Here is a 14,580-nt window from a genome sequence, read left to right on the forward strand (position 1 = left end):
TAAGTGCAGACAGTTTGGTCAACAATGATAAATACATATATTGAATATTAATGAAAATTGTAGTTTATTCAATTGTAATAATTACATATTTATTCTTTTTTTCATGTAAAACATGTAAAGAAGATCAAGCTTTTAAAAAAGAGTTCTTTAACTGTTCGCAAGTAGTAGAAAAAATTCAATAGGGAGAATATTTTTTTAACAATACATATTCTGAAAGTTTTAAATGTCGGGCTTTTTCCATAGGATGTTTGTCTGCAATTACAGGTTATTAAGGATGTGTGAATAATACTAATAAGCCTCATTATTTTTATCTATATTCCGACACTATTGATTATGTAGAAGTCAATTTAGAAAGATGGCGAAAGTGATATGAAGACAACAAATGTAATTTCACTATGCAAATGGCAGATTCACTTTTGAGAAAATATGCAGTTGAAGAAGGTGTATCTAGTTTAGAGTTGTCTGTTAGTGCAAACAGTTTGGTTAATGGTAATTCTTTAATGACTAATTATTAATGTTAATTAAAATGAAAAAAACAATAGGATTAATAATAGGATCTTTCTTTTCCTTATTATCCTATGGTCAAGAGCCATATTTTGATGCTTACAATGAGTTTGTTGGTATGTTGGAAGATAAACAACAACTTGATTTTAAAAGAGCAGTTTTTATAACAGAAAATGCTTATTATGACAATCAGCTTGATTTCTATGGTTTTAGTCAATCAATTATGTCGGAAGCCTTTAACTGTATTAACTTGAAAAAATCGTTTGATTTGTCTTATTCTAAAAAAGATAAAGAAAAAACATTGGTGCATGCATCTATTTTTAAATATATGACAGATACCATAGCTGTTTTTATAGATTCAGAGATAAATATGCACATTCCATATGTATATAATTACGATGACTTCACCGGGGAAAAAGATTGGAGCAACATGTTTGTCACCCGTTTACTTGAAACCCACAAAGGCAACTGCCATTCCTTGCCAATACTCTACAAACAGATCTGCGAAGAAATAGGCGAACGTGCATGGCTGTCCTTTGCCCCCAACCATTTATATATCAAACTGCGAAACGAACAGTCAGGCTGGTACAACACTGAATTAACGACCGGTCATTTTCCGACCGATGCATGGCTGATGGCTTCCGGTTATGTACATATAGATGCCATTCGTAATGGGGTATATATGGATACCTTATCGCAAAAACAATCTATTGCCATGTGCCTGATCGATCTGGCAGAAGGCTTTCAAAAGAAGTTCGGCAATGATTTTAATCCGGGGTTTGTGCTGAACTGTTGCGAAACTGCCTTGAAATATTATCCGAACTATGTGAATGCACTTCTTTTGCAAGCCGAAACGCTGATGAAGGCATACCGGAAGCAACCGGACAAAAACTCATCCGAAAACAGGCAATTGCTTGCACGGCTCAATGGCATGTATAGCCGTATCCACAAACTCGGCTACCGTAAAATGCCGGACAAGATGTATCTGGAATGGCTCATGTCCTTGCAAGGGCAACGGGAATATCATAATCAGATTTTGATCGGAAATCCCGAATAAAATGTTCCCTGTTCGTCAGGGAAAACTGATCCCCTTGAGATTTTTTGATCAAAACAGGATAAAAGAAGTGATCAAAATTTGTAATTACCGGCATGAACACATCGCCGTTCCGCTTGGAAACAAATTTTTGGACAGCTTTTTTTTTGTTATTTTTGCACCAATATGCTGCTTACTTATTGTGTTCGTCTTTGATATCATTATATGTTGAATTTATGAAAAATAATTTTGCTTATTTATTGTTTCTGCTTCTGGTAACGGTATCCTGCAACCGTGATAAATTGTATATAGAAAACCTTCGGTGCGAATATTTGCAGGATCCCCTTTCCATTGAAAGCCAGGAACCATTATTAAGCTGGCAGCTAAAGTCAAAGCAAAACGGAAAGAAACAGACAGCTTACCGTATATTGGTGGCCAGTGAACCTTCATTACTCAAAGAGATGAAGGCAGATTACTGGGATTCCGGAATCGTTCCGTCATCCCGGTCCGTACAGGTGACATATAAAGGAAAGCCTCTTTCTTCAAGGCAACGGGTGTACTGGAAAGTAAAGGTCTGGGATGAGAATAACAGGGAAATTCCATGGAGTAAAACGGCAACATGGACTATGGGTTTATTAGACCCATCCGATTGGAAAGCCCGGTGGATTGCTTCAATGGAAGATACTTTACCGGATTCGACACTTACCTGGCCGGCGCCGTATTTTCGTAAAGAGTTTGCTGCAAAGCGGCCCATCAAACAGGCTAAAGCGTATGTTTGCGGGTTAGGATTTTATGAAATGTACCTGAACGGTGCGAAAGTCGGAGATCAGGTGTTGACGCCTGCGGTCACCAATTATGATAAACGTGAGATACAAAATATCCTGTATTTTTATGATGATCAGTCAACCCAGCGTGTTCTGTACAATACATTTGATGTGACGTCTTTACTGCAGAAAGGCGATAATACGGTAGGGGTTATTCTGGGCAACGGATGGTACAACCAGAGGGATCGTACCATTGAAGGCTGTATGTGGTATGATACGCCTCGTTTGTTACTTCAACTCGAAATAGAATACGATGATGGAAGCCGCGAAACCATACAGACAGATCCTTCATGGAAATGTACCACTGGACCTATATTACATGATGCCATTTTTACCGGGGAGATCTATGATGCACGCATGGAACTGGGTGAATGGAACAGGAACGGATATGATGATTCGGAATGGGAACAGGTTTTACCGGTGAGGGCGCCTACAGGTGTCCTGCGTTCGCAGCTTGCTCCTTTTGATAAAGTTACGCGTACCCTTACCCCTGATTTCAACGGAAAGAAAAACGATTCGACTTATCGGTTCACTCTTCCCGAAGTGATATCCGGATGGGCCGGAATAACCGTAAAGGGAAAAGCCGGAGATAAAGTAAAACTACGTTTTATCGGTGAAGAAGATGTTGATTTCGGGCAATTCGATACTTATATACTGAAAGGGGAAGGAACGGAACGTTGGGAGCCCCGCTTTACATGGCATGCATTCCGTTTTATAGAAGTGATCACCAAAGATGTGGAAATGAATGCCCAAAGCCTCGTGGTGAAGGTGGTAAATACCGATCCTGCCAAAGCCGGTACTTTTGAGTGTTCCAACGAAATATTCAATGCCGTGAATAAAGCATATATCCTTACCCAGGAAGGAAATTTCCACGGTAGCGTCAGCAGCGATTGTCCGCACCGGGAAAGACTAGCCTATACGGGCGACGGACAGGTAATTGTGGAAAGTTCGATACTTTCTTTCGATATGACACAATTTTACCGGAAATGGTTCGACGACATGGATGATGCCCGTAACAAAAAAACAGGTTATGTTCCACATACGGCGCCTTTTGGCGGAGGTGGGGGAGGACCGGCGTGGGGTTCGGCTTACCTGATCATGCCATGGGCTTATTTTTGTTATTATGGTGACACCTTATTATTAAAGCAGCATTATCATGGAATGAAACAATGGGTGGAATACCTGAAAACACGAACGGACGAAAACGGTATTGTCGTCAGGGAGGAGCCAAACGGCTGGTGCCTGGGTGACTGGTGTACTCCGGATAAAGTACAGATTCCCGAACCGTTGGTCAACACCGCTTATTATTACCATTCTACCGATCTGATCGCTAAAATAGCAGCCGTATTGTCCGAAAAGGAGGATCATGTCTATTTTACCCGATTGGCCGCTCAGATCAAGTCAGATTTTAACCGGAGATTCTTTAATCCAGAAACGAATCATTATTGGGAAGGACGGCAGGGTGCTGATGTATTCCCGTTGGCATTCGGTATGGTACCCGAAGAAAACAAAGAAGCCGTTTTCAATGCCTTACTGGGTCATTTAAAAGCTATCGGTGATCATTTTGATACGGGAATCCTGGGTACTCCTTTACTGTTGAAGGTATTGACGGAAAATGGCAGAATGGATATTGCTTACCGGATCATGAATCAGCAGGATGCTCCCGGATACAGTTATTTATTGGATGATAAGTATTCCTGTTTATGGGAACGCTGGAACGGAAGAGCCTCGCGTAACCATCCCATGTTTGGCAGCGTGGTCGCCTGGTTCTATAATTCCCTTGCAGGAATTCGTTTCGACGAAGAAAACCCCGGTATGAAGCATATGATCATTGCTCCTCACCCGGTCGATGACCTTACTTTTTGCAAAGCATCCTACCAGTCCCTGTATGGAACGGTCCGGTCGGAATGGGAACAAACGCCGGATAAATTTGAACTGACTGTTGAAATTCCGGCAAATAACACCGCCACGATACATATGCCGGATAAATTCAAAGGCGATACCGAAATAATAGAAGTCTCTTCCGGTACCTATCGTTTTTCTGTAAAAAAAGCTTATTAGAGCGTCTTTTTGTTATAATTTAAAAGAACTATGTATGATTTAATATGTATTTTTATGATATTATTACTAATCGACAGATTGTTATCAACAATATGATAAAAATGATAAAGATATCCTGATAAAAAATGTATTTTTGTCCTGTTTGTTTTTAATTTAAATTATTAAAAAAGTATATGGAATTATTATCTAAAAGATTAGCCAGTCTTTCCGAATCGCAAACCATGGCCATGAACCAAAAAAGCCAGGATTTGCAGGCGCAAGGTATTGATGTGGTGAACCTGAGTGTAGGTGAACCTGATTTCTTTACTCCCGATCACATAAAACAGGCTGCCAAAGAAGCGGTAGACCAGAATTATTCGTTTTATTCTCCCGGCGATGGTTACATGGACCTGAGAAAGGCAGCAGCGGCTAAATTTAAGAATGAAAATAATTTAGATTATACTCCCCAGCAGATCATTGTTTCCAACGGAGCCAAACATTCGCTGGCCAATGCCATCATGGCGGTGGTGGATGATGGCGATGAAGTCATTGTTCCTGCTCCATATTGGGTTACTTACGTAGAGCTGGTAAAATTAGCCGGCGGAAAGAATGTAGTGATCCAGGCCACAATTGAAAACGATTATAAGGTAACGCCTGCCGAACTGGAAGCAGCCATTACCCCTAAAACCAAAGCATTTATCCTTTGTTCGCCTTCGAATCCTACCGGTAGTGTATACACCAAAGAGGAATTGAAAGCGATCGCAGGTATCATTGCTAAACATCCCCGCATTATGATCATTGCCGATGAAATATACGAGCATATCAATTTTGTCGGGAAACACGAAAGCATTGCCCAATTTGACAATGTTAAAGACCGTACCATTATCATCAACGGCGTATCCAAATGCTATGCCATGACCGGATACAGGATCGGTTTTATGGCTGCTCCGTTATGGGTGGCTAAAGCATGCTCGAAACTGCAGAGTCAGTTTACTTCCGGACCTTCATCCATTGCACAGCGCGCTGCGGTAAAAGCATTGACTGAACAAACTTCCTTTACCGAGGATATGAAAGGCGTGTTTAAACGTCGTCGTGACCTGGTACTGCAAGGCTTATCTGAAATTCCGGGACTGAAATATAACATCCCGCAGGGGGCGTTTTATGTATTCCCTGATGTAAGTTATTATTTTGGAAAGAGTGATGGCGAAACCACAATTAAAGATTGCTCGGATATCAGCCTGTACCTGTTAGGTAAAGCCTATGTGGCTACCGTTCCCGGAGACGCATTCGGCGAACCAAAGTGTATCCGTTTATCTTATGCCACATCCGACGAAAAATTGAAAAAGGCAATGGCATCCATGAAAGAAGCCTTTGCGAAGTTGAAATAAAAGATCAACGAACACGGGTAGATAGCTTTCAGGTGTTTATCCGTGTTTTCTTTTTATGAACATAAACAAAACTATTATTGTTATACTGATATACGTTGGCAAATTATCACCAACCACTAATCACTGAAATGAGCGACCGATATATGCAGCGGGGTGTTTCAGCTGCGAAAGAAGATGTACACCAGGCCATAAAAAATATAGATAAAGGATTATATCCGAAAGCTTTTTGTAAAGTATTACCCGATATTCTTGGCGGCGATCCGGAATATTGTAATATCATGCATGCTGATGGTGCAGGTACCAAATCATCATTGGCATATATGTACTGGTGTGAAACCGGTGACTTATCCGTATGGAAAGGAATTGCACAGGATGCACTTGTCATGAATACCGATGACCTGCTTTGCGTAGGGGCAGTCGATAATATATTGGTTTCCTCAACCATCGGGCGTAACAAACATTTGATTCCCGGGGAAGTAATTGCTGCCATTATCAATGGAACCGAAGAACTCGCTGAACAGTTGCGCAGCTTCGGAATGCAGATTCACTTATCCGGAGGCGAAACGGCTGATGTCGGTGACCTTGTACGTACTATTATTGTAGATTCGACGGTTACCTGCCGTATGAAACGAAGCGAGGTCATTACCAATGAAAACATTATGGCCGGGGATGTCATCGTCGGGTTGTCGTCTTCAGGGCAGGCCACATACGAAACGGCTTATAACGGCGGGATGGGCAGTAACGGGCTTACTTCCGCACGTCATGACGTGTTTGCCAAATACCTGGCAGCCAGATACCCGGAAAGTTATGACCATGCAATGGATAATGGCCTGATATATGCCGGTACTTACCGCCTGACTGATGCTATCAAAGGATTGGATGTCGATGCCGGAAAGCTGGTGCTTTCTCCGACACGCACTTACATTCCGGTAGCCCGGAAGATATTACAGGAAATGCGTCCGGTGATTCACGGGATGGTACATTGTTCCGGAGGAGCACAAACCAAGATCTTGCATTTTGTAGACCAGCTTCATATTATTAAAGACAATCTGTTCGATATCCCGCCATTATTTCGAATTATTCAGGAACAGTCCGGTACATCATGGCGCGAAATGTATCAGGTATTTAATATGGGACACCGTCTGGAGATATATCTTCCGCAGGAATATGCCGGACAGATCATACAGGTCGCCGGATCTTTTGGTATCGAAGCAAAAGTAGTAGGCAGGTGTGAAGCGTCTGATCAGAAAAAATTAACCATCAAGACGGAAAACGGAGAATTTGAATATAGGTAGATGTTTGTTCGTGTTTTCCCGGATAAATGATTTACTGTATAAATAACATTAAAAGAATCTGTAATCAATTTTATTGATGAATAAAATAGTTGAAAAATGCTTTATTTTTCGGCAGTCTGGTATTCTTAGTGTAAAAAATACCTAATTTTGCACCCTTTTAATTTACGGAAGTTATTTCCACAATTATTTCTTAAATATTATTATAAAAACAAATAAAAAATGAATGCGTTATTTTGGATCGTCCCGGCTGCTTCATTACTTGCTTTGGGGTTTGCTTATTATTTTTTTAAGCAGATGATGAAAGAGAGTGAAGGAACAGCCACCATGAAAGAAATTGCACAACATGTTCGGGTGGGTGCTATGTCATACCTTAAACAACAATACAAAGTGGTGATTAAGGTATTTATTGTATTAGCGGTTGTTTTTGCTGTAATGGCTTATTTCGGACTGCAGAACCCCTGGGTACCGTTTGCTTTTCTTACCGGAGGCTTTTTTTCAGGTCTGGCTGGTTTTTTTGGTATGAAAACGGCTACCTACGCTTCGGCACGTACGGCTAATGCAGCTTCTCATTCTCTTGACAAAGGTTTGAAAGTAGCTTTCCGTAGTGGAGCTGTAATGGGACTTGTGGTTGTAGGACTCGGATTACTGGATATTTCGTTATGGTATCTGGTACTTAATCATTTTATCGATGCTACCGGAGCGCAGAAGCTGGTGATCATCACCACCACAATGCTTACTTTTGGTATGGGTGCTTCTACTCAGGCTTTGTTTGCACGTGTAGGCGGCGGTATTTATACGAAGGCAGCCGACGTAGGTGCCGACCTCGTAGGTAAAGTTGAGGCCGGTATTCCTGAGGATGATCCGCGTAATCCTGCTACCATTGCAGATAATGTAGGGGATAATGTAGGTGACGTGGCCGGTATGGGCGCTGACTTATATGAATCGTATTGTGGTTCCATTCTTGCTACTGCAGCACTTGGAGCAGCGGCTTTTGCTATTAGCGGAGAAACGGATATGCAGATGAAAGCTGTGTTGGCCCCTATGTTGATTGCTGCGGTAGGTATTGTACTTTCTATCCTTGGCATTTTCCTTGTCCGGACTAAAGAGGGTGCTTCCATGAAACAGTTGTTGGGATCGCTCGGACGTGGGGTAAATACCAGTTCGATCCTGATCGCCATCGCTACCTTTGGAATTCTCTATGTTCTTCAGATGCAGAACTGGTTGGGTGTTTCATTCTCTGTGATCACAGGTCTTCTCGCTGGTATAATCATCGGGCAGGCTACGGAATATTACACTTCCCACTCATATAAGCCGACCCAGAAAATTGCTGAAAGTTCCAATACCGGACCTGCCACAGTGATCATTTCCGGTTTGGGATTAGGAATGGTTTCTACAGCTATACCGGTGTTGACTATTGGTGTAGCTATTATTTTGTCTTTTCTTTGTGCCATCAATTTTGATGTAGCCAATATGCTTACTGCTGAAAACCTTAGTATGGGGCTTTACGGCATTGGTATTGCTGCCGTTGGTATGCTGTCGACATTGGGTATTACACTGGCAACTGATGCTTATGGTCCTATTGCTGATAATGCAGGTGGAAATGCGGAAATGAGCGGTTTGGGACCTGAAGTACGTAAACGTACGGATGCTTTGGATGCACTTGGTAATACAACAGCTGCTACCGGAAAAGGATTTGCTATTGGCTCGGCTGCACTCACGGCACTGGCGCTGTTGGCTTCCTATATTGAAGAAATAAAGATGGCCATGCAACATGCCGGTAAAACAGTTCTGGAAGGAACCACTAAATTGATCTCCGAAGCAGGAATCCTTGATTTTATGGATTATTATCAGATTACTTTGATGAACCCTAAGGTGCTGGTGGGCGTTTTTGTAGGTTCCATGATGGCCTTTCTTTTCTGTGGCTTGACCATGAATGCGGTAGGTCGTGCAGCACAAAGTATGGTAAATGAAGTTCGTCGTCAGTTCCGTGAAATCAAAGGAATACTTACCGGAGAAGGAAAGCCCGATTATGCCCGTTGTGTTGAGATCTCTACAAAAGGAGCACAACGTGAAATGATGTTGCCTTCTATTCTGGCGATCATTGCTCCTGTTGCTATGGGACTGGTATTTGGTGTTGCCGGTGTAATGGGATTATTGGTCGGCGGGCTAGGTGCCGGTTTTGTATTGGCCATTTTCATGGCTAATTCAGGAGGTGCATGGGATAACGCTAAGAAATTTATCGAGGAAGGTAATTATGGAGGAAAAGGTTCAGACAACCATAAAGCCACTGTAGTAGGAGATACAGTCGGGGATCCTTTCAAGGATACATCCGGACCGAGCTTGAATATCCTGATCAAGTTAATGAGTATGGTTGCCATTGTTATGGCAGGCCTCACATCAGCCTGGAGTTTATTTTAAGCCTTCTAACGGCAGATTAGATAACGAAAAGGTGTCTCAAAACGAGACGCCTTTTTTACGCGGTCATTCTCCCAAATACTTTATCGATCTTGTTGATAACCAGTAAAATATCCGACAATCGTTCCGGAGAATTGGAAGGGGATGTTTTTTGTTCTTGGCTCATAAGCATCAATTTTATTTAAACTTTATTACTATCGAATCGAAGAAAAATATTAATATCACCCGTAGTGCATTTATAAAAATGGAAAAAGTTGTTTATTAATCAAATAAATGATTGTATTTAAACGACTGCCAATCAATTAAATATATGAACAACTTCAGTGTAAATTACGAAAAAATATTATAAACATTGCAGAAATTTGAAAGTAAAATGAACTTTTTGAATCAAATCCGAAAGCCAAAATTATCAGATATTGAGTTGATAGCAATCGATTTAACCTCTGAATATATGAGCATTGATTCAGAATATCAATTATTTAGCACTCTCCAGGCAGGATTATTTGATAAAATAGAATGGAGTGTCTATAACAGAAGAAAGCGCAAGTTATTTTATCACAGGGAATCCATTCGTAAAAAAATGGCCAGTCAAATATCCTCTAAGGATTATTACATAGTAGACAGCATGCCATTAGAAATTTGTAAATTAAGCAGAAGTTCACGAAATAAAATTTACAAAGAAAGCTACCACACATCCCCAGGTAAAGGATATTGCGCTTCGCAGAAGAACCATTACTATGGTTATAAACTTCATGGGGTTTGTACCATTGATGGGGTGTTTACGGATTTTGACTTAACTCAAGCTTCTGTTCGCGATATCCATTATCTCAAGGATCTAAAGCAAATATATTCAGACTGTGTGATCTTAGGCAATAAGAGTTATTTAAGCATTGATTATCAGGTGGATTTATTTTTATCAAATCAAATTAAACTTGAAGTTCCTATGCGAACAAATCAGAAAGATTATAAACCGCAGGCTTTTATATTTAAAAAATCACGAAACTGCATTGAAACACTGTTTTCTCAATTGTATGACCAATTCATGATTCGTAGAAACTATGCCAAATCGTTTGATGGATTCAAAAATAGGATACTCTCTAAAATCATAAAACTGACAGTTATTCAATTGATTAATAGATTAAACAAAATAGGGATTTATTCTAATTTATAGCAAATTGTTGATATTTTTTACAGTTTGTCATATGGTGGTAAGATGTTTTGTGTTGACGCTAAAAGCAGATGTGGTATTTAAAAAATACCTATATAAACAATTAGATAATTTTATTTATAGGTCAGCGACTATGGCCGTGTGAATAAAAAACTTTATATACTTTTGTTAAGTTTAAGGAAATAATAGGTTCGTTGATGGAATCAACAAGAGCGAGCGATTTAAAATCATTTGAGGATATATATTTAACATATTTTTCTGGCTTGTATAATTATGCGTTTACCATTATTAAGGATACCAATGAAGCTAAGGATGTCGTTAGCGATGTATTTATGAAGTTATGGGAAGAACGAAATACAAGAATTATAGATCTTTCTTTAAAAGCATATCTTTTCAAAAGCGTTTACAACCGTTGCCTGAATGTATTAAAACATAAGAAAGTCAATGATAAATATGAAAACTATCTTAATCATCTTAAATTTCTGATCGAAGACGAAAGGGATTATCCGTTATCCGGTCTGATTGAAAACGAGCTAGCAGAAATCATACAGCAATCAATTAATAAACTTCCGCAGCAGTGTCGTAGCATATTTATCATGAGCAGGTATGATAATATGTCTCATGAAGAAATTGCTAAAAAAATGAAAATCAGTATAAATACTGTTCATACACAAATCAGACGGGCATTGGGGAAATTACGGATCGAATTAAAAGACTTTTTGCCATTTCTGTTATTCTTATTCTTATGATAATGAAGTCATCTAAACTTTTTTCTCAATTTTCTTCAACAGAATAACCATAAAAGCCCTTAGAGGTCTGTAAACTAAGTCGCAGTACCCGAAGTCGAATTTGTAAGGAGGATTATGCAACAGCTCCCGATAAAGGTTATTGTGCATCCCAATCAAGCAATTATTACGGTTACAAATTGCATGCAGTTTGTACAATTGATGGTGTTTTCACTGATTTTGATTTGACGCAGGCATCAGTACATGATATTCATTTTCTGAAAAATATAAAATCAATGTATGAAAATTGTACGATTTTAGGAGATAAGGGATATTTAAGTATTGATTATCAGTGAAATTCGTTCTCGCATAATCAAATCAGACTTGAAGTGCCAATACGTAAAAGCCAAAAGAATTACAAAGCTCAACCCTTTATTTTTCGAAAATCAAGAAAGCGTATCGAAACCATGTTTTCCCAATTATGCGACCAATTTATGATTCGAAGGAATTATGCTGAATCTTTTGATGGATTCAAAAACAGAATACTATCCAAAATGCTGGCAATGACCATTATACAAATGATGAATAAATTAAATAATCGAAATATTAACAATTTAAAAACCGTTATTGCTTAAATGCACCACTGGTTAATTTATATTTCTGTATACATGTAACTTAAATATTTTTTTTGCTAAATTTTATTTTTGTTTGTCATCATTGAAGTTTCTTTTATTGTCATATAAATAATGAAAGACATCATTGAGGAAAAAGGAAAAATGGGAAGCAAAGATGCGCATGATATTACTGAAGAACTTTTGTTACGTTGTCTTGACAAAACAGCAAGTAAAGAAGAATACGAAAGAGTGCAGCAATGGGTGGTGCTATCAGCCGAAAATCGGAAATATTACCGTGAGTTACTCGATACTTTAATAATTTCCAATCTTTTAAATCCGGTAAGTCCGGATATGCAAAAACAAGTCTGGATGCAACTTGACAGTAAAATCAGAAATGTTAAAAAACCGGGGAAAACATTATTTGTTACTATGTTGAAATATGCTTCGGTTGCAGCTATTTTGGTTTTCATATTTATAACAATATTGTTTATCACTAATAAACCCGGAACAGGGAATCTTCTTATTTCTGAAACAGGGAAAGGCGAAAAAAGAATCTTGGAGTTGAGCGATGGGAGTAAAGTATGGTTAAATGAAGGAACAATATTCGAATATATGGATTTTTCAAACGAAACTATTCGTGAAGTTACTCTGGTCGGGGAAGCTTATTTTGAAATAGCTCATGATAGCGAAAAACCATTTGTAGTGAGGACAGAGGCTATGAATGTGGAAGTGCTAGGAACTCAATTCAATGTAAGGGCGTATGATCAGGATATTCTGACTGCTGTGACTTTAGTTGAGGGTTCCGTTAAAGTACGAAAGTCGGATGATAACGAAGAATTTCTATTAAACCTCGGGCAGCAATTGCGGCTTGACAGGAAAACACGGGAAACTAACATATATAATGTCGATTGCGAATTGTATTTTGCATGGAAAGAAGGCAGGGTATCCTTTGATCAGGAGACTTTTAAAAAGATACTCTTTTTCATGGAATATAACTATCAATTATCAATTATCATAAAAGATCAGGTGCTTGCTGAAAGAAAAATTACAGGCCGGTTCAATTTGGATGAGAATCCCCAAACAATGCTCAGGATATTGCAACAGTCTTTGAATTTTGAGTTTTACATTCAAAATGACACTATATTTATAAACCATTAAAAAATAGTTGCTTATGAGGTAGTTTATGAAAAATAATCAGGGAAATGCGGTTAATGTTCCCTTAATCAAATGTTTATGCAACCCTAAGTTCAAAATTATGTTATACATAGGATATTGCATCAGTCTTTGGAATTTTAAGTTTTACATTCAAAACTGTATTTATAAACCATTAAAAAATAATCGCTTATGAGGTAATTTATGAAAAATAATTAGGGGAATGTTAGCCGCATTCCCCTAGTTAAACGTTTTTGCAAATAAACCGAGTTCAAAATTATGTTATCAACAAAAACTTAACAAATGTATGAATTTATATCTTAATGATAATAACGAAAGATTTAAATCTTCAAAATTGACATGCAAAATAATTACTAAGAGTAAAATAGTTTGTATTTTGCTATGGATGAGCATTTTTACCGTTTCAGCAGAGCACTCATATTCACAATTCCAGAAAGTTCTCTTAAAATATAAAAATGTTGCCATAAAAACGGTACTTAAAGGGATTGAGAAACAAAGTGATTATTCATTTTTTTATTCTGATGAAGTAGATTTAGATAAAAAAGTTACTGTAAGTCTGGAGAGCCAGGATGTTGAAGAAGTTCTTGAAATCCTTCTCTCAGGAACAGATTTTAAATATAAGATGATAGACAATTATATTACAATCTATAAATCGGAACAAGAAGAAATACGAAAAGCGCCATTACAGCAAGGTTTCCGTATTACAGGGTCGGTGTCCGATAATGAGGGGGCACTGATGCCGGGTGTAAATGTTTTAGTACGGGGAACTTCTCTGGGAACGAATACCGATGCTAACGGGGAATACATGTTAATGGTTCCAAGTGATACCTGTGTGTTACTGTTCCGTTTTATTGGATATCAGCCGCAGGAAGCAACAGTTGGTAACCGGCGGATTATAGCTATTACCTTGCAGGAATCTGCTGCTGAACTTGAAGAAGTCGTCGTGGTCGCTTTCGGGAAACAGAAAAAAGAAAGTGTGATAGGCGCCATCTCTACCATTAACCCTTCGGATCTGAAAGTGCCTTCGAGCAATCTTACCACGGCGCTGGCCGGCAACATGGCGGGGGTCATAGCCTATCAGCGAAGCGGAGAACCCGGACAGGACAATGCCGACTTCTTTGTGCGCGGTATTACCACTTTCGGAACGAATACCAACCCATTGATACTGATCGACGGGATCGAACTTACATCAGACGACCTTTCCCGCCTCCGTCCAGACGACATCGAAAGTTTTTCGATACTGAAGGACGCTACGGCAACCGCCCTTTACGGAGCACGCGGCGCCAACGGCGTTATTTTGGTGACCACCAAACAAGGGACCGAGGGGCCTGCAAAAATCTCGTTCCGCTTTGAAAATTCCATTTCGGCGCCGACACAAAATGTAGAAATAGCAGACCCCAT

11 protein-coding genes are annotated in these 14,580 nt (G+C 39.3%); all 11 read left to right on the plus strand.

Annotation, left to right across the window (positions count from 1 at the left end; translation table 11 throughout):
- The first annotated feature begins 526 nt into the window (after window positions 1-526).
- A complete protein-coding gene (locus LBQ60_05460; GenBank protein MDR2037353.1) occupies window positions 527-1,561 on the plus strand; it encodes a hypothetical protein in 1,035 nt (344 codons plus the stop codon).
- A 212-nt stretch (window positions 1,562-1,773) separates the two neighbouring features.
- A complete protein-coding gene (locus LBQ60_05465) occupies window positions 1,774-4,422 on the plus strand; it encodes a glycoside hydrolase family 78 protein (GenBank protein MDR2037354.1) in 2,649 nt (882 codons plus the stop codon).
- Between the two features lie 173 nt (window positions 4,423-4,595).
- Window positions 4,596-5,789, plus strand: coding sequence for a pyridoxal phosphate-dependent aminotransferase (locus LBQ60_05470; GenBank protein MDR2037355.1), 1,194 nt, complete (start codon window positions 4,596-4,598; stop codon window positions 5,787-5,789).
- 128 nt (window positions 5,790-5,917) lie between these two features.
- A complete protein-coding gene (locus LBQ60_05475) occupies window positions 5,918-7,084 on the plus strand; it encodes a phosphoribosylformylglycinamidine cyclo-ligase (protein MDR2037356.1) in 1,167 nt (388 codons plus the stop codon).
- A gap of 219 nt (window positions 7,085-7,303) precedes the next feature.
- Window positions 7,304-9,502 (plus strand): sodium-translocating pyrophosphatase, encoded by a 2,199-nt coding sequence (locus LBQ60_05480; protein ID MDR2037357.1) that lies wholly within the window; start codon window positions 7,304-7,306, stop codon window positions 9,500-9,502.
- Window positions 9,503-9,872: 370 nt separating this feature from the next.
- On the plus strand, window positions 9,873-10,670 hold the full coding sequence (locus tag LBQ60_05485) for an IS982 family transposase (protein ID MDR2037358.1): 798 nt from the start codon (window positions 9,873-9,875) through the stop codon (window positions 10,668-10,670).
- A gap of 194 nt (window positions 10,671-10,864) precedes the next feature.
- Window positions 10,865-11,416, plus strand: a complete 552-nt coding sequence (locus LBQ60_05490; protein ID MDR2037359.1) for an RNA polymerase sigma-70 factor — start codon at window positions 10,865-10,867, stop codon at window positions 11,414-11,416.
- 98 nt (window positions 11,417-11,514) lie between these two features.
- Window positions 11,515-11,748 carry a transposase gene (locus LBQ60_05495; protein ID MDR2037360.1) on the plus strand — a complete coding sequence of 78 codons (234 nt, stop codon included), beginning with the start codon at window positions 11,515-11,517 and terminating at the stop codon, window positions 11,746-11,748.
- Window positions 11,749-11,781: 33 nt separating this feature from the next.
- Window positions 11,782-12,027 carry a transposase gene (locus LBQ60_05500; protein MDR2037361.1) on the plus strand — a complete coding sequence of 82 codons (246 nt, stop codon included), beginning with the start codon at window positions 11,782-11,784 and terminating at the stop codon, window positions 12,025-12,027.
- Window positions 12,028-12,138: 111 nt separating this feature from the next.
- On the plus strand, window positions 12,139-13,164 hold the full coding sequence (locus LBQ60_05505) for a FecR domain-containing protein (protein MDR2037362.1): 1,026 nt from the start codon (window positions 12,139-12,141) through the stop codon (window positions 13,162-13,164).
- 400 nt (window positions 13,165-13,564) lie between these two features.
- On the plus strand, window positions 13,565-14,580 hold a 1,016-nt coding region (locus tag LBQ60_05510), incomplete at its 3' end, for a carboxypeptidase-like regulatory domain-containing protein (protein MDR2037363.1).

This window comes from Bacteroidales bacterium (assembly GCA_031275285.1).
Lineage (GTDB): Bacteria > Bacteroidota > Bacteroidia > Bacteroidales > UBA4181 > JAIRLS01.